At 65.7% G+C, this 17,344-nt stretch carries 17 protein-coding genes; 7 read left to right on the forward strand and 10 right to left on the reverse strand.

Translation table 11 applies throughout. From position 1 onward, the window contains the following. Both WDA27_03930 and WDA27_03935 read right to left on the reverse strand, forming a co-directional pair. On the reverse strand, positions 1-976 hold a 976-nt coding region (locus tag WDA27_03930; GenBank protein MFA5890092.1), incomplete at its 3' end, for an OB-fold nucleic acid binding domain-containing protein. Between the two features lie 53 nt (positions 977-1,029). After that, positions 1,030-2,517, reverse strand: a complete 1,488-nt coding sequence (locus tag WDA27_03935) for a DAK2 domain-containing protein (GenBank protein ID MFA5890093.1) — start codon at positions 2,515-2,517, stop codon at positions 1,030-1,032. Positions 2,518-2,613: 96 nt separating this feature from the next. On the opposite strand from WDA27_03935, the gene rpmB reads away from it, so the two are divergent. Then, positions 2,614-2,805, forward strand: a complete 192-nt coding sequence (rpmB, locus tag WDA27_03940; protein MFA5890094.1) for a 50S ribosomal protein L28 — start codon at positions 2,614-2,616, stop codon at positions 2,803-2,805. A gap of 2 nt (positions 2,806-2,807) precedes the next feature. On the opposite strand, the gene thiD is transcribed toward rpmB, so the two are convergent. Both thiD and thiL read right to left on the reverse strand, forming a co-directional pair. Beyond that, entirely contained in the window at positions 2,808-3,650 is an 843-nt protein-coding gene (gene thiD / locus WDA27_03945; GenBank protein ID MFA5890095.1) for a bifunctional hydroxymethylpyrimidine kinase/phosphomethylpyrimidine kinase, read from the reverse strand. Then, entirely contained in the window at positions 3,647-4,648 is a 1,002-nt protein-coding gene (gene thiL, locus WDA27_03950; protein MFA5890096.1) for a thiamine-phosphate kinase, read from the reverse strand. Before thiL ends, thiD begins: the two co-directional genes overlap by 4 nt. A 95-nt stretch (positions 4,649-4,743) precedes the next feature. On the opposite strand from thiL, the gene WDA27_03955 reads away from it, so the two are divergent. From WDA27_03955 to WDA27_03965, 3 genes are all read left to right on the forward strand, one after another. Then, complete coding sequence (locus tag WDA27_03955; GenBank protein MFA5890097.1) at positions 4,744-4,956, forward strand: dodecin domain-containing protein; 213 nt, start codon at positions 4,744-4,746, stop codon at positions 4,954-4,956. A 97-nt stretch (positions 4,957-5,053) separates the two neighbouring features. Then, the gene (locus WDA27_03960) at positions 5,054-6,604 is read left to right on the forward strand and encodes a phosphoenolpyruvate carboxykinase (protein ID MFA5890098.1); all 1,551 of its coding nucleotides are present in this window, start codon (positions 5,054-5,056) and stop codon (positions 6,602-6,604) included. Positions 6,605-6,732: 128 nt separating this feature from the next. Continuing rightward, entirely contained in the window at positions 6,733-6,966 is a 234-nt protein-coding gene (locus tag WDA27_03965) for an Lrp/AsnC ligand binding domain-containing protein (protein MFA5890099.1), read from the forward strand. Between the two features lie 52 nt (positions 6,967-7,018). Here the strand turns inward: WDA27_03965 and ilvA are convergent, their stop codons facing one another. From ilvA to WDA27_03990, 5 genes are read right to left on the reverse strand one after another with little or no spacing between them, the layout of a single operon-like run. Further along, the gene (gene ilvA, locus WDA27_03970; protein MFA5890100.1) at positions 7,019-8,215 is read right to left on the reverse strand and encodes a threonine ammonia-lyase; all 1,197 of its coding nucleotides are present in this window, start codon (positions 8,213-8,215) and stop codon (positions 7,019-7,021) included. After that, positions 8,212-9,276, reverse strand: a complete 1,065-nt coding sequence (locus WDA27_03975) for a D-alanine--D-alanine ligase family protein (GenBank protein ID MFA5890101.1) — start codon at positions 9,274-9,276, stop codon at positions 8,212-8,214. Before WDA27_03975 ends, ilvA begins: the two co-directional genes overlap by 4 nt. After that, positions 9,273-10,481 carry an aminotransferase class I/II-fold pyridoxal phosphate-dependent enzyme gene (locus WDA27_03980; protein ID MFA5890102.1) on the reverse strand — a complete coding sequence of 403 codons (1,209 nt, stop codon included), beginning with the start codon at positions 10,479-10,481 and terminating at the stop codon, positions 9,273-9,275. Before WDA27_03980 ends, WDA27_03975 begins: the two co-directional genes overlap by 4 nt. 6 nt (positions 10,482-10,487) lie before the next feature. Then, complete coding sequence (locus WDA27_03985) at positions 10,488-11,504, reverse strand: NAD(P)H-dependent glycerol-3-phosphate dehydrogenase (protein MFA5890103.1); 1,017 nt, start codon at positions 11,502-11,504, stop codon at positions 10,488-10,490. Then, positions 11,501-12,193: a lysophospholipid acyltransferase family protein gene (locus tag WDA27_03990; GenBank protein ID MFA5890104.1), complete on the reverse strand. Its 693-nt coding sequence runs from the start codon at positions 12,191-12,193 to the stop codon at positions 11,501-11,503. The genes WDA27_03985 and WDA27_03990 overlap by 4 nt, the downstream gene beginning before the upstream one ends. Positions 12,194-12,250: 57 nt before the next feature. Here WDA27_03990 and cofC point away from each other — a divergent pair, with 57 nt between their 5' ends. Beyond that, positions 12,251-12,883, forward strand: coding sequence for a 2-phospho-L-lactate guanylyltransferase (gene cofC, locus WDA27_03995; GenBank protein MFA5890105.1), 633 nt, complete (start codon positions 12,251-12,253; stop codon positions 12,881-12,883). A gap of 3 nt (positions 12,884-12,886) precedes the next feature. Beyond that, positions 12,887-13,093, forward strand: coding sequence for a hypothetical protein (locus WDA27_04000; GenBank protein ID MFA5890106.1), 207 nt, complete (start codon positions 12,887-12,889; stop codon positions 13,091-13,093). A gap of 73 nt (positions 13,094-13,166) precedes the next feature. Here WDA27_04000 and WDA27_04005 read toward each other — a convergent pair whose 3' ends face one another. Then, positions 13,167-13,682 (reverse strand): HU family DNA-binding protein, encoded by a 516-nt coding sequence (locus WDA27_04005; protein ID MFA5890107.1) that lies wholly within the window; start codon positions 13,680-13,682, stop codon positions 13,167-13,169. 274 nt (positions 13,683-13,956) lie between these two features. Here WDA27_04005 and WDA27_04010 point away from each other — a divergent pair, with 274 nt between their 5' ends. Continuing rightward, positions 13,957-17,307 (forward strand): hypothetical protein, encoded by a 3,351-nt coding sequence (locus WDA27_04010; GenBank protein MFA5890108.1) that lies wholly within the window; start codon positions 13,957-13,959, stop codon positions 17,305-17,307. Positions 17,308-17,344: the final 37 nt, after the last annotated feature.

The raw sequence follows: 17,344 nt of genomic DNA on the forward strand, positions 1-17,344 counted from the left end.
CCGACAGGTAATGCTGCTCTGCCAGCACCTCCGTTGGAGCCATGAACGCAGTCTGGGAACCCGTGGCCGAGGCCACCAGCGCTGCAGCGACCGCCACCACCGTCTTCCCGCTGCCGACCTCGCCCTGAAGCAAGCGGTTCATCGGCTGTGGCGAAGCCATGTCGGCTGCGATTTCGGCGATCGACCGTTGCTGCGCTCCTGTCGGGGCAAACGGAAGCGATGCCAAGAAACGATCGACGCGGTCGTCGCAATGATGCGCGATGCCGGTCGCGCGCTGCTCCAGTCGGCGCTTGCGCATGGCAAGGCCGGCAGAGAGCACGAGCAGCTCTTCGAAGGCGAGCCGGTGGCGCGCGGCGAACCGCCCGGCGTCCGTCGAAGGGAAGTGCATCTCGCGGATCGCGCGCATGCGTGGCATCAGTCCGATCCGGGCCACGATCTCCGCCGGAACCGGTTCCGGCATCTGGTCGCCGTAACGACGCAGCGCCTCGTGGACGTAGCGCCGGATCTGCGTGGGGGTAACGCCCTGCGTGGCCGGGTGGATCGGAATGATCCGCCCCACATGAACACCGCTGCCGCCCGAGGAGTCGAGCCGCTCAATGAAGGGATTCGCGATGGACAGCCGCCCCCGACCTCGCTCGACCCGTCCGGCCACCACGACCTGGGCACCGACCGCCAGCGTGCGTGCGCGGAACGGTTGATTCCACCACACGAGAGTCGCGTACCCCGTACCGTCGGAGATCGTCACCGTCAGCAAGTGCCGCTTCGACCGAACGTACCGACCCTCAATACGTACAACCTTGGCGCTCACAGTTGCGTCCTCGCCGATCTTCAGGTCCCCAATCGCTCGCTGCGAGGACAGGTCAAGGTACCGGCGTGGCACTTGCTCGAGCAGATCCCGCACGGTGTAAACCCCAAGGCCCTTGGCCAGCTTGGCTGCGGTAGCCGCGCTAAGGCCGACGATCCCCGCTCCGGCCACCGACCGATCCAACGGGCCGGGCGGCGCGGGATCCGCTCCCTCGCGCAAGTCGCTCACTCGACCGCCAGGAGGAACGCGGGGTTGGGTTGTCCGCCGTCGTGAACCTCAACCGCCACATCGGGGAACCGCTCCGACAACTTCCGCGCGACCTCGTCGCGCGTCGACTCGTCGACCTCGCAGCCGCACAACACGGTGAGCACCTCGCCGCCGCCACGCAACAACTCCTCGGCCGCACCAACGGGATCGGACGACGCGCCCGCACTTCGCGCGCGCCCCAGGGCCTCCCGCATGTCGAACAGATTCTCCTCAGCGCTGCGTCCGCCCACGTACGCGATGGCCGCCACGAGCCCCGATCCGGTGTCTCCGCAGTCCAAGACCTCTACGATCTTGACCGAGCCGTCGGTCAAGATCCGCGCCGACGCCAGCATTTCCGGGTTGTTCGGCAGCACGATGACCCATTCCCAGTCGGCGCGCCGGATCGCCTCTTGCACCAACGCGACGTCCGGAGGAACCGCGGTTGCCCCGAGACGCTCGAATAGCCGGCGCGCGCCTTCCCCATCCGCCACCGCGACCAGGGACGCCCTCGTGTCGGCGTGAGCAAGCGTCAGGCCGCGCGCGCCCGGTGCCGCGTCCGCGACCTGCTCTTCGAACGAAACGACTTCTACTTCCTGGATCTCGCCCACCGCGCCACCCAGCGCGACCGCGCGCTCGTGGTCGTTGACGTGAACATGCACGCGCCACAGCCCGTCGCCACCTACGAGCGCGACCGAGTCGCCAATGATTCCGAGCAACCGGCGAAGGGCCGGAACGCGCTCGTCGGGCGCGCGCAGCGTGTACATCACCTCGTGCGAGAACGCCAGAGACGCGCCGTCACAGGAGAAACCCGAAGTCCCGACGACCGGTTCGGACGGCCCCGGCATGTTCAGCGGCTCGGATCCGTCCCGAGCCCCAAGCGCGCGCGCCAAGGCCTCCAAGATCACCACGAGCCCCATCCCCCCAGCGTCGAGCACTCCGGCGCGCGCCAGCAGCGGCATCTGCTCCGGAGTGCGCCCCAAGGCCTCGCGTGCGGCGCGCGCGGCGGCATCCACCTGCGCTGCCACCGTCTCGTGCGCGCCCTGGGCGGCGAAGGCGGCGGCGGCCGCTACGGTCAAGATCGTTCCTTCTGCCGGGTCCAGGACCGACTGGTATGCGAGGTCGCTGGATCTCCGGAATGCAACCGCGAGATCCTCGACGTCGGCGGGACCCAACTCGACCGCGTCGGCCCATCCCCGCAAGATCTGCGCGCAGATCACACCCGAGTTCCCGCGCGCCCCAGTCAGCGACCCACCGCGGACGGCGCGCGCGATATCCGCCGGGTCCTCTCCGGTCTGTTCCAAAGCGCGCGCTACGGCCTCAAAGGTCATGACCAGGTTAGTTCCGGTGTCTCCGTCGGGCACCGGATAGACGTTCGCGGCATCGATTGCGCCACGAGCACTGCGTAAGCTCTCAAGGGCATACAAGAGCGCTTGTCGCAGGTCAGAGGCACTGAAAACGGGGCTCACGGGGCGATTCTACCGGCCGACCAGGCACCTGCGGGCACTGCCGGAGAACCGTCCGGTTGCCGGACACCCCGCGGCCCGGTAGCATTCGCACCCGTTATGGCAGCCGTATGTGAAGTGTGTGGGCGCAAACCTGGCTTCGGCATGCAGGTCTCGCACTCGCACCGTCGTTCGCCCCGACGCTGGAACCCAAACATCCAGCGCGTTCGCGCGTTGATCAAGGGACACGCCAAGCGGATGAATATCTGCACGCGCTGCCTCAAGGCCGGCAAGATCCAGCGAGCCGTCTAGGCTCACTCGAACGGGTGGCCGGCGAACGGCCACGACCCACCCTCCGGCACCTCCGGCACCGGACACACGGGCCCAGGCCCCGCCCCAAGCCCCAGTGAGTGCTCAAGCGCGCGCGTGACGACACCCTTTGCCCTGCCTACCGACGCCACCAACCCCAACCCAGTTGCGAGCCCGGCCACAATCGCCGCCGACAACACGCAGCCCGTCCCATGCGTGTTCGGTGTGTCGACCCAAACCCCGGTGAACTCGTGCACCTCGCCGTTTGCATCAACGAGCACGTCCACCGGACGCGCGCCACCAACGTGGCCGCCCTTCACCAGCACGGCGGTGGCGCTGCGCGCGCGCAGCGCCACGGCAGCCTCGATCTGAGACGAGATCGAATCCACGCTCACTCCCGTCAGGCGCTCGGCCTCGCCGGCGTTAGGCGTCACCAGCATCGCAAGCGGCAACAACTCGGCAACCAGCGCTTGGACCGCGTCTTCCGCCAGCAGCGTGCCCCCCGAGGTTGCAGCCATCACCGGATCCACGACCAACTGGGCGATCCCGTTGTCCCGAACCGCGCGCGCCACGGCGCAAACGACGTCGGCGCTTCCGAGCATCCCGGTCTTGGCGGCGTCAACACCGAGGTCGACCGCGACCGCCCCGATCTGCGCTTCCACCGTCTCGGGGTCGATCCCGGCAACGGCGGAAACCCCGGTAGTGCTCTGCACCGTGACCGCCGTTATCGCGCTCAGCCCCCAAACCCCGAGGGTGGAGAAGGTCCGAAGATCCTGCTGGATCCCAGCGCCACCAGTCGGATCAGAGCCTCCGATGGTCAGCGCGCGCGCGATCGGCCTCCGTATCACAATGAACTCCTGAAGTGGTCCCAACCGAACGATGGGATCTTGGAACCCCCGACCAGAGCCACGCCGCTACCCTCCTGCATCCGGCCGATGACCGTCAGCGCCACCTCGCCGAGAGCACCGGCGAGGTTCGGCACCGCGGATTCCGGTAAAACGATGACGAGTTCGTAGTCGTCCCCGCCCCCCAGTGCCAGTTCCCAAGACTTGCAGCTGAGTCGCTCTGCGACCTCGGCGACGCCGGAGGCGATCGGCACGGCAGCCTCGTTGATCACCGCGCCCAAGCCCGAGCGTTCGCAAATGTGCCCCACGTCGGCCCAAATCCCGTCCGAAACGTCGATCATCGCCGTCGCGCCGAACTCCGCAGCAGCGCGCCCGGCCGCAACGCGAGCACGTGCGCGACGGTGTGCGACGGCCAGACCGGGATAGCGTTTCAACAGCGCGCGCGCGTCCGGATCGGTCGCCGCTGCGCGAAGAAGCGTTAGACCCGCAGATGCGGCTCCGACATCCCCCGTGACGCAGATCACGTCCCCGGCGCGCGCACCGTCCCTACAGACCGGCGGGTGAGGTCCGGCGGTCCCGGTCATCGAGACCGACAGGATCAGCGCGGGAGCGATAACCGTGTCCCCACCGGCGACGGCCACACCGTACGCGCGCGCGGCTTCGGCAAGTCCATCGTAGATCCCCTCAAGTACTTCGACCGGCGTTCCAGCCGGAACTCCGAGCGCGACGGTCGCCCACCACGGACTCCCGCCCATGGCCGCGACATCGGAGACGTTGACTGCGAGCGCCTTAAACCCGACATCGGCCGGACCGGAGAACCTGAGGTCGAAGTGGACTCCCTCGACGAGCATGTCGGTCGTTGCCAGCACAAACCCGGGGCGAGGGGCCAGAACCGCCGCGTCGTCTCCCGGCCCAACGATGACCCCCACAGCCGGGTCGAGCCGGCCTACCAGCCTCCGAATGAGGCCAAACTCGCCGATTGATGACAGGTCATGGTGCATATCCGCCAGGATATCGACCCCAGGCCCTTGCTCATCAGACCCTGGTGTTACACAATCGCGCTCGGCACCGTCAGCGAGAGCAAGGGAGTGTTTCCATGAGCGTCTTCAACACCATCGACTTGGAAGGGGTATCCAGCGAGTCTTGGGGAGACGCGGCACGCGAGGCGCTCCGCGAAGCGGCTAAGACAATCCGACACATCTCGAAGATGGACGTGATCGGAACATCGTGCTCAATCGATGACAACAGGGTTCACGAGTACCGCACGGCGGTGCGCTTGTACTTCGAGGTCGAATCCTCCCGCAGGTAGTCCCACAAACCCCCCGCGCCGCCCTGGAAGGTGCGGCTATCATCGCTTGATCTTTGCCCCGAAGGCGGGCCGGCGCCCGCAGCGGATGGGAGGCTTCATGGCACAAGTACTGGAAGGCCCCGGATACGTACTCGAGGCCAAGTCGCTGCTGATCGATCCAGGCCGGCAGCGTTTGGTCGAACTCTCTGCGGCTATGCCGAATGCACGGCCGACTAAGTACGGCAACCTGAACATCACGACACGAGTCGACTCACGCAGCGTTGCGTCGACGTTCTTCGTCACCGACTCGCCCGACACCCTGCCCGGTCACAAGACCATCTCGCGCTCGGAGTTCGAGCGGATCGCGGAAATGCAGGACCGGTACATCCGCGAACAGGACATGCTCGTGATCAACGGATACATCGGGAACGACCCCGACTTCCGCGTCCGCGCCCGCTTGATCATCGAAGCAGCCAACGCCAATGTCGCCGGCTCTCAAGACCTGCTGTACTTCAGGGACGGCGACGAAGACGCGGAACCACAGCTCACCGTGATCTACACGCCGAACCTCCCCGCCGACGGCTACCCGAACGACCGCCTCATTGCCGCGGATGTCGATGCCGGGATCACAAGGATCCTGAACTCCGACTACTTCGGGGAGTCCAAGAAGGGCGGCCTGCGAATGTGGAACGCCTTCGTCTACAACCGCGGCGGACTCGGACTGCATGCCGGCTGCAAGGTAATCCCCAGCGGCGGCAAAGAGAAGACGTTCCTCATCGTCGGGCTCTCGGGCACGGGCAAGACGACAACCACCTTCACGCGCCAAAACGACTCTAAGCCGGTGCAAGACGACTTCGTCGCACTGATGCCCGGAGGCAAGGTCTACGGAACCGAGAACGGCTGCTTTGCGAAAACCTACGCGCTGTCGGCAGAAGACGAGCCCACCATCCACGGCGCAGTGACCGCTCCCGGGGCTTACCTCGAAAACGTCTCGCAGCACAACGGCGAGTTGGACTTCTTCGACGAGACCTTCACGGCAAACGGGCGCGCGGTGTTCTCGATGGACAAACTCGGCTGGTACAAGGACGCGCGCGAGATCGATGTCGTGGACTCGCTGCTGATCCTTAACCGCAACAACAACATCATCCCCGCCGTCGCGCGCCTTCCGCGCGAAGCCGCCGCCGCATACTTCATGCTCGGAGAGACAATGGGAACTTCGGCCGGCGGGAAAGACGAAGCCGGCAAGGCGCTTCGAATCCCGGGGACCAACCCCTTCTTCCCTCTAGCTCACGCACTGCAGGGCAATCGCTTTTTGGAACTCATTCACTCGGCGCCGATGAACGTATACCTGATGAACACAGGTTGGATCGGCGGCGGCGAAGGGGACTCCGATGCCAAGAAGATCAAGATCCGAGTCTCCTCGGCCGTGGTCAAAGGCATCGCCGACGGAACGATCGAATGGCAAACCGATCCGGACTTCGGCTACGAGGTTGCGACGACCGTTCCCGGAATCGACGACGACGAACTCTTGCGTCCGGGCCTGCTATACGAACGGCAGGACCGCGCCGACGAGTACGCAAAGCACGTCGCGCGCCTGAAGGCAGAGCGCGTCGCTTTCCTGGCCCAATACGAAGGGCTCGACCCCTCTATCGTCGCCGCGATCGCATAGCCTGCGACCATTGCCGCCGAATACCCCCCGTGTAGAATGCAGCAACTGCGGCAACCGGTATTTCGAGATCTGCTCGTGTTCAGGTTTGCCGCTCGTGAATGAATCACTCGCATTGGGGGAGGCGGAACATGGTCAACGCCTACATCCTGATCCAAACGGAGGTCGGCAAGGCGGCCAACGTTGCGAAATCGGCTGCAGCGATCAAGGGTGTGCTGTCGGCCGAAGACGTCACCGGCCCGTACGACGTGATCGTGCGCGCCGAGGCAAAGACGGTCGACGATCTCGGCAAGCTTGTCGTCGCGCGCATTCAGAGCGTCGAGGGGATCACGCGCACGCTCACGTGTCCGGTGGTCCACCTCTAGTATCGGATTCTCACTCGAAGGCGGGCCGCGGCCCGCCTTCGGCGTTGCGGTTCTACTCGCCCGGCTCGACCTGAAACCCCTCGGAGCGCAACCGCTCGACGATCTCACTGCGATGCTCCGGATCGCGAGTCTCCAGTGTGATCAACACCTCGACTTTGTCTATCCCGAGCTTCACCCCGACGCGGTGGTGCTCGACTTCCAACACGTTCAGTCCGATTGCGGCGACGGAACCGGTCAGCGCCGCCAGTGCACCCGGTCGGTCGTCAAGCACAATGCGAAGCATCAGATAGCGCCCCGCAGCGGACAAGCCGTGCTCGATCAGCTTGATCAGCAAGAGTGGGTCAACGTTGCCTCCCGACAGCACCGCGAGCGCCGGACCGCTCCCGGGGATCTTGCCTGCAAGAACCGCGGCGAGTGCGGCGGCGCCGGCGGGCTCGACGACGGCTTTCACTCGCTCAAGCAAGAGAACCATCGCGGTCGAGATCTGATCGTCGCTCACAGTCACGACGTCGTGCACGTACGCCTGCACGTGCGCGAGCGTCAGATCCGATGCGGACCGCACGGCGATCCCATCAGCGATCGTAGACACCTCGTCGAGCGTCACGCACCGGCCCGCGTCCAGTGCCGCCCGCATCGACGCGGACCCCTCCGCCTGCACGCCGATCACCTTCACCCCGGGACGGACGGCCGCGAGCGCCGTCGCGACTCCCGAGATCAGACCTCCCCCACCGACCGGAACGACCACGACCTCCACTTCCGGAGCCTCTTCGGCGATTTCCAGACCGAGTGTCCCTTGCCCGGCAATGATGTCGGGATCGTCGAACGGCGGAACCCACACGGCCCCCACGTCCCGCGCGTAGGCCTGCGCCGCCAAGAAGCAATCGTCCACGACGTCCCCGTGCAGACGCACAGTCGCGCCGTCGGCGCGCGTCGCCTCGACCTTGGGCAGTGCAGCCGTGCGCGGCATGAAGATCGTGGCGTGGTTACCGGTAAGAGCGGCGGCCCGCGCGACCCCCTGCGCGTGATTCCCCGCCGATGCGGCGACAACTTCGCCGCCCGGCGGCAACTGCGAGATCCGGTTATACGCTCCGCGAATCTTGTACGAACCGGTGAGTTGGCGCTGCTCGGGCTTGAGAAGCACCGGCCGGCCGGCGAGCCGGGACAACGTGCGCGACTCCTCCACCGGTGTGGGGACCAGCACGCCGGCGAGACGCCTGCGCGCCTCAAGAACGTCGGCCAGAGTGATCATGCGCGGCGCGCGCGCGCGTCCAGCGCGAGTTCGATCAGACGGTCGATCAACTTCGAGTAAGGGATTCCAGAGGCTTCCCACAACTTGGGATACATCGAAATCGGCGTGAATCCCGGGATCGTATTGATCTCGTTCAGCAGTACACGCCCGTCGCCGGCCAGGAAGAAATCCGCGCGCGCCATCCCCGCGCAGCCGATGGCGGTGAATGCCGTCAGCGACCAGCGTCGCACCTGTTCGGCAACGGACTCCGACACGTCCGCGGGAATCAACAACTCGCTTCCGTCGACGAGGTACTTCGCCTCGTAGTCGTAGAACTCGTTGACGGGAACGATCTCGCCCACAACCGAAGCTTCCGGATCGTCGTTACCCAGCACGGCGCACTCAAGTTCGCGGCCGCTGATTGACTCCTCCACGAGCGCGACGTCGTCGAGCGCGAGCGCTGCGTGTAATCCCCGCAGAAGCTCTTCTTCGGTACGGCACTTCGACACTCCAACGCTGGAACCGAGCCGAGCCGGTTTCACGAAACACGGCAACCCGACCGCGGCGCGCGCGCCGCGCGCGACGCCACCGGGATCCCGCACGAAGTCATGGCGGCGGACCCGCGACCACGGCGTTACCGGGATGCCCGCAGCGGCGAATACCGGCTTCTGTAAGGACTTGTCCATACCTACCGCGCTCGCCGCGACACCGGCCCCGACGTACGGTACGCCGAGCGACTCCAGCATCCCTTGGATCGCGCCGTCCTCCCCTCCTTTGCCGTGCAAGACCGGGAAGACCACGTCGACCGGACCCGGAAGCCCCGCGCCCTCGAGTTCGCCGCCGCGGCGCAGAGTCAGCGGACGCCCCTCGCTTCCGTCCACGGCCGGCATCTTCCCGGGCTGGAGATAGATCCCCTCGGGGGATTGATCGGGCAGGAGCCACAGACCGCTCTTGGTCACAGCGACCGGCAGCACCTCGTACTTGCTGCGGTCGATCGCGGCCAACACGCCGCGCGCACTCACCACGGAAACCTCGTGCTCCTCGGAAACGCCGCCGTAGAGAACCGCCACCCGCAACGTCATCGCAGCGCCCTCTCGAAATCCGCCACCAAATCCTCCACGTCTTCGATACCCACCGATACGCGAAGCATCCCCGCAGTGATGCCGGCAGCTAGCAACTGGCGCTCGTCCAGTTGCGTGTGCGTCACCGACGCGGGGTGCACGACCAGCGTCTTGGTCCCCCCAAGGCTCGCCGCCGGTGCGGCAACGCGGACGCGCTCCAAGAACCTGCGCCCGGCCGCAAGACCACCGGCGACCTCGAGCGTAAGCATTCCACCGAAGCAGCCGTCCAGGAGAGCCCGGGCGCGCGCATGTTGCGGATGCGTCTCCAGTCCCGGGTACACGACGCGCGAGACGGCCTCGTGGTCCTCTAGGAAGCGCGCAAGCGTCAGCGCGCTCGCGCAGATGCGCTCCATGCGCAGGGCCAGGGTCTGTACGCCGCGCGCCAGCAACCACGCGTCGAAGGGAGCCAGGCACGCCCCGGCGTCGATCGCGTGCAGGCGGATGTCCGCAATGGCCGAAGCGCTTCCGGCGACGACTCCGCCGATCACGTCCGAGTGACCTCCGAGGTACTTCGTAGCCGAGTGCACCACGAGGTCGACTCCGTGCTCCACGGGCCTCAGAATGCACGGCGGCGTGAACGTGGCGTCGGCAACCAGCGGAACGCCGTGCGCGCGCGCGATCGCGGACAGGCCGTCGATATCGGCGATGTCCAGGGACGGGTTCCCAATGGTCTCGCAGTACAGCGCGCGCGTGCGGTCGGTAAACGCCGCATCGATGGCCGCCAAATCACCGACGTCGACCATCGTCACATCGACGCCGGCGCGCGCCATGCCCCCGGTGAACAATGCATGCGTTCCACCGTACAACTGGGCGGAACTCACGATGTGGTCCCCGTGGCGCACCAGCGGCCGCAAGGCCCCCGCGATCGCAGCCATGCCGCTGGCGAAACATGCCGCGGCTTCGGTTCCCTCCAGCAAGGCGAGAGTTCGCGCAAGCGCGTCGGTCGTCGGGTTGGCCCACCGTGAATACAAGTAACCGCCGTCGATCTTGCGCATCCCAACGTCCGCGAAATCGTCGATGTCGTCGAAAACGAATGTCGCCGCCTGGTAGATCGGCGGGGACGCGGGTCGCTGGCGAACCTCGCCGACGTTCTTCCACGCGCTCACGGCACGCGTCGTGAACCCGAGGCCTTCTTCATCGTCTGCGATGTCAAAACCGTCCTGCACGTTGTCCTATCCGTTCGGAATGCCAAGGAACTCGGGCTCGGGATCACGCGTGAGCAAGTCGTCCACCATCTCCCTAGCGTCTGCTCCCTCGTAAAGCGCGCGCCCGACCCTCGAAGCAATCGGCATGTCCACATCCACGCGCCTCGCGAGTTCGAGGATCGCCGCACAGGACTTTACTCCCTCCGCGACCATGCTCATCGACGAAATGATGTCGTCAAGCGCGCGACCCTTGGCAAGTTCCTCACCCACGTGGTGGTTGCGACTGAGCTTCGACATGCAGGTGGCAACAAGATCCCCGACGCCGGCGAGGCCGACGAACGTCAGCGGATTCGCGCCCATGTGCACGCCGAGCCGGGTGATCTCGACCAGCCCCCGCGTGACGAGCGCAGCCACCGAGTTCTCCCCGTACCCGAAGCCGTCCGCAACGCCGGCGGCGATCGCGATCACGTTCTTGGCGGCGCCGGCGATCTCCACGCCGCAGACGTCGGTGTTCGTGTAGACGCGGAAGCTTGGAGCGTGGAATAACGCCTGCAGGGCGCGGGCCCGCTCTTCATCCACGCAGGCCGCCACCGTCGCGCCGGGTGCGCCGCGCGCGACCTCGCGCGCCAGGTTGGGTCCACTGACCACGGCGATGCGGTTCGCCGGCACCCGCGCAGCTTGCGCGACAACCTCGGACATCCGCAGAAGCGTGTGCTGCTCGACTCCCTTGGCCAAACTTACCAGCGTCACGTCGGGCAGAACGCGATCGGCAATCTCGGCGCACTTGTCGCGCAGGCAGTGAGACGGAACGGCGAGAACCACGACCTTCGACCCCTCCAGCGCCCGATCAAGGTCGGCGGTCGCGCGCAACGACGACGGAAGCTGCATTCCAGGCAGGTACGCCTCGTTGCGGTGTTCGCGGTTGATCTCGTCGGCGCAGTCACTGCGACGAGCCCACAGCATCGTCGGCTGCTGGTTACGAGCCAGGACGGCGGCAAACGCAGTACCCCACGAACCCGCTCCAAGAACAGCGATCTTGCTCACGACTTCCCCCTTGTTCGCGGCGGAACCGCACCCCGGTCGGGGTGGATCTTGCGAAGTTCGCGCACGAGCCGGTCCACTTCGCTCATCACTCGATCGGTTACCTCTCGCCGGACCTCGGCGTCATCCTGGCGGCCGTCAAGATCCGGAAACGTCATCGCCTCTCCGATGTTGAACGTGATCAACCTGTGCCCGAAGTAACGCCCGCGCCTTCCCTTCCCGGCAATCCACTGCGGCCCCCAAACCGCGACGGGATACACGGGAGCACCCGTGGACAGAGCCAAGCGGGCAACGCCGGTCTTGCCGCGCATCGGCCACAGGTCGCGATCCGTCGTGATCGTGCCCTCCGGGTACAGCACCACAACCTCGCCTCGGCGAATGGCGGCTTCCGCCGCGACCATCGGACTCGCCTCACCCGTGCCGCGATGAACAGGGATCTGGCGCGCGCCTTCCAGAACGAAGCGCAGCAGCGGATTCCTCCACAGCGATGCCTTTCCCAGGAATCGAGGGCGTCGACCGCTGCGGTCGATCAGATATGCGATACAGAGGGGGTCGAAGTTTGAGATATGGTTCGGGGCGACGATAGCCGGCCCGCGCCGAGGGATTCTCACACGGCCGACGGTCCGAAACCGAAACAGCAGCCGAAGCAGCGGGACGAGGATGACACGCGCAGCGATATATACCGGCTCCATGGCTCCCCTTGAAGGCGCGGTGGGCGCAATCCTACCGCCTGCTTCGCCCGGTTTGGCATGAAACTCGTCATCGTTCCGATGAAACCGCTGGCGCGCGCCAAGGAGCGCTTGTCCGAGGTATTGACTCCCCAGCAGCGACGAATGCTGTCCCTGGCGATGCTCGAAGACGTGACTCGTGCCGCCGGAGCACTCGACGCGGTGTGGGTACTCACGAGCGACGATGACGCGGTCGAGGTCGCTCGAAAGGCCGGAGCTGAGGCCCGACCCGACCCGACCCCCGACGCGGGGCTGAACGCCTCGCTTATCGCCGCCACCGACCAAGCGATCGCGGAAGGGGCACAAGGCGTACTCATCCTCTCAGCCGACTGTCCCGCCGCGACAGCCGAAGACGTGCTGGCAATCGCAATCGGTCCAGGGGTCGTGCTCGCTCCGGACCGAACCGGAAAGGGCACAAACGCGCTGTGGCGCTCGCCTCCGAATGCCATTGAGCCGTCTTTCGGCACGGGGAGCCGGCGGGCGCACTTCGCGCGCGCCCACCTCGGCGGCGTGTCCTTCGCCGTCATTGCGCGCGCGCGCATCGCTCTGGACATCGACGATCCGCGAGACCTCGAAACTGCGCGCAACGCACCCGTCGGCCCGGCAACCCGGGCGGCACTGGACACGCTCGGGTATCCTCGCCACGGGAGGTGAACCGTGCCGCAAGGGACGATCAAGAGCTTCGATTCGGCAACACGCACCGGCATTCTGATCGACGACTCAGGCATCGAAACCGGCTTCGATTTCGACAGTTATCGTGATGCGGGCGCGCGCCTGTTCCGGCTGGGACAGCGCGTCAAGTTCCAGGTCATCGGCGAAGGTCGGCGCATCAAGGTGCGCGACTTGACCGTCATCACCCTATAGCCGGAGACGCCCCAAGAAGGGGCGTACCAAAGCAAATGGCGGGGATATCCCCGCCATTTGCTTTTGGGATGACTTACTTCTTCTTCGCAGCGGCCTTCTTCGGTGCGGCCTTTGCTGCAGGCTTCTTCGCAGCGGCCTTCTTCGGTGCGGCCTTTGCTGCAGGCTTCTTCGCAGCGGCCTTCTTCGGTGCAGCCTTTGCTGCAGGCTTCTTCGCAGCAGGCTTCTTCGCAGCGGCCTTCTTCGGTGCGGCCTTCGCCACAACCTCGGCGGCCAGCGCGACCGGCTTGGTCGCGATTGCGGGAAGTGCCTTGACGCCGCCACCCACGTACAACTTGAACTGCTTCGCCGGCAGGAACTTCGGCAGCTTCGCGGCGGGAACCTTGATCGTCTCGCCCGTCTGCGGGTTCTTCCGCTTCCCGGCCTTGCGGACGCGCTGCTTGAAGATTCCGAAACCCGTGATGCTGACCTTCTCGCCCTTGCGGATCGACTCCTGGATCACCGCGAGCGAGTGCTCCCAGACGTGCTCGACGTCTCGCTTGTGCGCGCCGGTCCGCTCTGAGACCGTGCGCAAGAACTGACTTCTGTTCACGTTCCACCCCCTTCTCGACTTCGGCGGGGAGACTAGTGGAGCGGTGAGTCCGAGTCAAAGACCTTGGCGCACAATTTTCGCCAAAAACCGGGCGGAAATCACTCGCGGGCCGCGCACCCGCGCCCGCGCGGATTCCTGAGACCGACTGTTTGGAGTACGGAAATGACCCGATGGCGCCATCAACCGGTCGGACCGGAGGACCGACAGGAATTTGAGCCTAATAGGGCCTTTTTGGTCCGTCCAATGCGATCAGGGCTCCCGAGAAGGAGTGGTCATGCGGTCGAAATCCCTGCTAGTCCTTGCGCTTTGCGCGGCGCTGAGCGGGATTTCAATGGCTCCGGCGCGCGCATCCAGGACCGTAGTCGTCACCGTTTTGATGGGTGATTCTCCCGTAGAGGGGGCATTCCTTGCACTCACCGGAACCTCCGGCCGCCACGTCTCGGTCACCAACGAAGTCGGAGAAGGGCTGTTTTCCGCCGTAGCCGACGGTTCCTACGCCGCCGCAGCAGCAGCCCCGGGTACAAGCGTGGGAACCGCGACGATCGTAGTCGCGGGCGGATCGGCAACCGAAGAGATCGTCGTCGTCGAATCGGGCAATCGCTTCCGCGGTCTAGGCGCATACGGCGCCCAGACCGGAACGATCATCCCGGACGCCGCGACAGGTGTCTTTTATCTCACCACGACGGCCATCCCTTCGCTGTACCGAACCGTCGACTATGGCGGCACATGGTCTCCGGTCACCATCTCGACCGACGACCCGGCAGTCGGGATTGACGGAACGGGCACCGCTTCCAGCGCGACGACATCGGCCGTCGCCGGCGAAATCGCCGCAATCGTCGGCGGCAAGGTCTGGTTCTCACGGGACTTCGGAATCACTTGGAACGACATCCTCGTCAACGGCGCGGACCCGAACACAAAGCTCTACTGGGGCCACGTGGGACCGATCTCGATCCTGTTCATGAGCAACGAAGGCGGCGTCGGGAACCAGATGTCTTGGGCGACGATGCCCACCGACGACACGCCGTACGTCGCCCCCGTCTTCGCGTCCATGGGATCCAACGGATATCGCACTTCTCCCGCCGACCGAATCTGGATGGCCCCCGGGTCGGATGCACCCATCTTCGCGGTCGCGCCGGCGGAATCAAGCGACGTTGTCTTGTACGCGGTGGACGCGAGTCCCTCGCGGATCGCGGATAACTCAACGACCATCCCCAACGCAGCAATGAGCAACGCTTCGCTCACGTTCATCCGACTCGGAGGACCGCCCGAGGGCCCAGAGGTCGGGACCGGAAGGTCACCGAGCACCGTCCTTGTCTACAGCTCGGACGGCGACGGATCCGCGCGGATGTCCACGTACGGCGAAGGCGTCTGGACCTCGACCACGACGACCACGTTCCACAACCAGGATAACGACGCCACGAATTCGTCGGGCGCGTTCGCCACCGGCCCGAGTTCCTGCGGGGCCTATGACGGCGCAATCGGATCGGTTTCCCCGCTCGGCGGCGAGGGAACCGTTGGAAGTTGCTGGCTCACTCAGCAAGGCACGGTCATGCACGTCCGCCCCGTACGCGGAATCAACAACAACACCGGCATGGCGTTCGACGCCGCCTACGACGGCGCCACGAATCGCGTGCTGATCTCGGGTGACGGCCAATACGGGGCTGCGAAGTCATCCGCCGCGGACCTCGCGCTGAACCGACCGTCGTTCCCGGCCTGGCCGGTCCTTGCGTCGGCGGGAAGCAACCCGGGCAGCGGGGGGATCTCAATCACGGGGTTGGAGGCCGCGGTCGTCAAAGACACAGCGTACGGACCCGGCAGCAACGACCAGTTGGCGACCATGCTGTCGTTCTCGGGCGGCGGGCGGACTCTGGGATCACTCGACGGGGGCACGTCGTGGATCACAATCCAGTCGCGCGGCGGTGGCGCCGTCGACTGGTGGCCATCGGTAACGCAAGGCACGTCGTGGATCCTCGCCGGGTCCGGAGGCGACGGGAATCTTCTATCAGCCGCGGATGTCGCCACCGATGCCTCGGATCTCGCAGACCTCCCCGAGAACGTACTCGCCATCCAAGGCAACGGAAATCAGTACGAATACCTAGCGCAAACGTCCTCCGCCGACCTTGGTATGAGTGGCCCCGGATCAAACGGGAACGTCTCGGCCATAGTGGGCTTGCCTGGGACCGACGTCGCATACGTCGGGACCAGCACCAATGACGAGTCCGCCGGGTCCTTGCGAAAAGTCACGCTGAGCGGATCGCGCACCCAAACGCCGGACTCCCGCTCCGCCTCGATCTCCTCCTCCGGGCTTACGGGGATCACCACGGGCGTGATGGCCCTGTCCTACTGCGCGGATACCGGCGATGCAGATGCGAGCGTTCGCGACACCGTCTTTGCGGCGCTTGGAACGTCTACCGGCGGGATCGCCGTCGTGTCGAACGCGTCCGGCACGCCATCGGTCGTCCGAGCGACCAGCGCCGCCACCGGCACTCAACTCACCGGAAGCTTCAACGACGTCCGAGTGGACTGCGCCACGGCGACCGTGTGGGCGGCCCGAAGCGCGAACCCGGGTCAAAGCGGGTTGATGAAGTCGGTGAACGGCGGGGAGAGCTTTGAGGAGACGATCCTCGCCAATGCTATGGGGACATCCACGGTCGGCAACCAGATGAATGACGTTGAAGCGCTCGAAGTGAATCCGTCCGACGGCGACGAGATCGTCGCAGTGAGCCGCGACGGAGCCGTCGCGGTATCGGTAAACGACGGTGCTGCGTGGGGTTTGGTCAATGATCCCACGAAGCCGGCCGGCCGCAACTTCGGAGGCGAGCGGCCGGGAGACATCGAGATCCCTCCGGATCCCGAGCCAATCGCCCCCACTGCGAACATGCGCGCGCCATATACGAGCGTCGCAGCGCAGTCCAACGCGGAGGCGCTGCTCGGATCCGGGTCGGGGCTATTCACTGCCTCCGTTCGCGACGCAACGGCGCCGTCGACGCCAATCCTGTCCACATTGCCGCTCGTCCAGAAATCGAAGGCCATCACGTTGGCCTGGAGCGCGGCGACGGATGCCCAAAGCGGCGTCGCCGGATACGTCGTCGGCACCCGTCGCAAGGCGGCCGGCGCGGCCTCATACCAGACGGTTTCCCGTTTCCTTTCAACGACGTCTCGAAGCGGCCGCGCAACGCTGGCAACCGGATCCACGTACTGTTTCTTCGTACGCGCTGCCAACGGAGTCGGCATGACTTCATCGGCAAGCACCGAGCGATGCACCGTCATTCCTGCAAACAACACCGACATGCGAGCCTCGGCCGGCTGGCTTCGTAAGACGGCGGCCGGCTATTACCTGAACTCGTTCTCCACGGCCACCGCCAGAGGCGCCACGCTGACGCTGCCCGTCTCGGCAGTCAAGAGAATCCGGCTGATCGCGACCACCTGTCCGAGTTGCGGCGCGGTCGAGATCTACGTGGGCAAGACCTTGCTCAAACGAGTCAGCCTGGTATCGGGATCCCAGCGCCGCGGACAGATCTTCTCGGTAGTCGAGAGCGGAACGCGATCCGGCCTCGCGACCATACGCGTGACGTCTTCAAACCGTCCGGTGAGTATCGAAGGCCTCATCGTGAGCGCAGTCTGACTCGATGCCGGAGTCGGTGTCGGAATACCGGTGCCGC

The organism is Actinomycetota bacterium (assembly GCA_041658565.1).
In the GTDB taxonomy this organism is placed as follows: Bacteria; Actinomycetota; AC-67; order AC-67; family AC-67; genus JBAZZY01.

Excerpts from the sequence above, each read along its gene's own strand:
- WDA27_03960 (MFA5890098.1), top strand. The coding sequence starts at position 5,054 with ATGGCACAAGTACTGGAAGGCCCCGGATACGTACTCGAGGCCAAGTCG.
- WDA27_03955 (MFA5890097.1), top strand. The coding sequence starts at position 4,744 with ATGAGCGTCTTCAACACCATCGACTTGGAAGGGGTATCCAGCGAGTCT.
- WDA27_04010 (MFA5890108.1), top strand. The coding sequence starts at position 13,957 with ATGCGGTCGAAATCCCTGCTAGTCCTTGCGCTTTGCGCGGCGCTGAGC.
- WDA27_03975 (MFA5890101.1), bottom strand. The coding sequence starts at position 9,276 with ATGACGTTGCGGGTGGCGGTTCTCTACGGCGGCGTTTCCGAGGAGCAC.
- cofC (MFA5890105.1), top strand. The coding sequence starts at position 12,251 with ATGAAACTCGTCATCGTTCCGATGAAACCGCTGGCGCGCGCCAAGGAG.
- rpmB (MFA5890094.1), top strand. The coding sequence starts at position 2,614 with ATGGCAGCCGTATGTGAAGTGTGTGGGCGCAAACCTGGCTTCGGCATG.
- WDA27_03990 (MFA5890104.1), bottom strand. The coding sequence starts at position 12,193 with ATGGAGCCGGTATATATCGCTGCGCGTGTCATCCTCGTCCCGCTGCTT.
- WDA27_03965 (MFA5890099.1), top strand. The coding sequence starts at position 6,733 with ATGGTCAACGCCTACATCCTGATCCAAACGGAGGTCGGCAAGGCGGCC.
- ilvA (MFA5890100.1), bottom strand. The coding sequence starts at position 8,215 with ATGATCACTCTGGCCGACGTTCTTGAGGCGCGCAGGCGTCTCGCCGGC.
- thiL (MFA5890096.1), bottom strand. The coding sequence starts at position 4,648 with ATGCACCATGACCTGTCATCAATCGGCGAGTTTGGCCTCATTCGGAGG.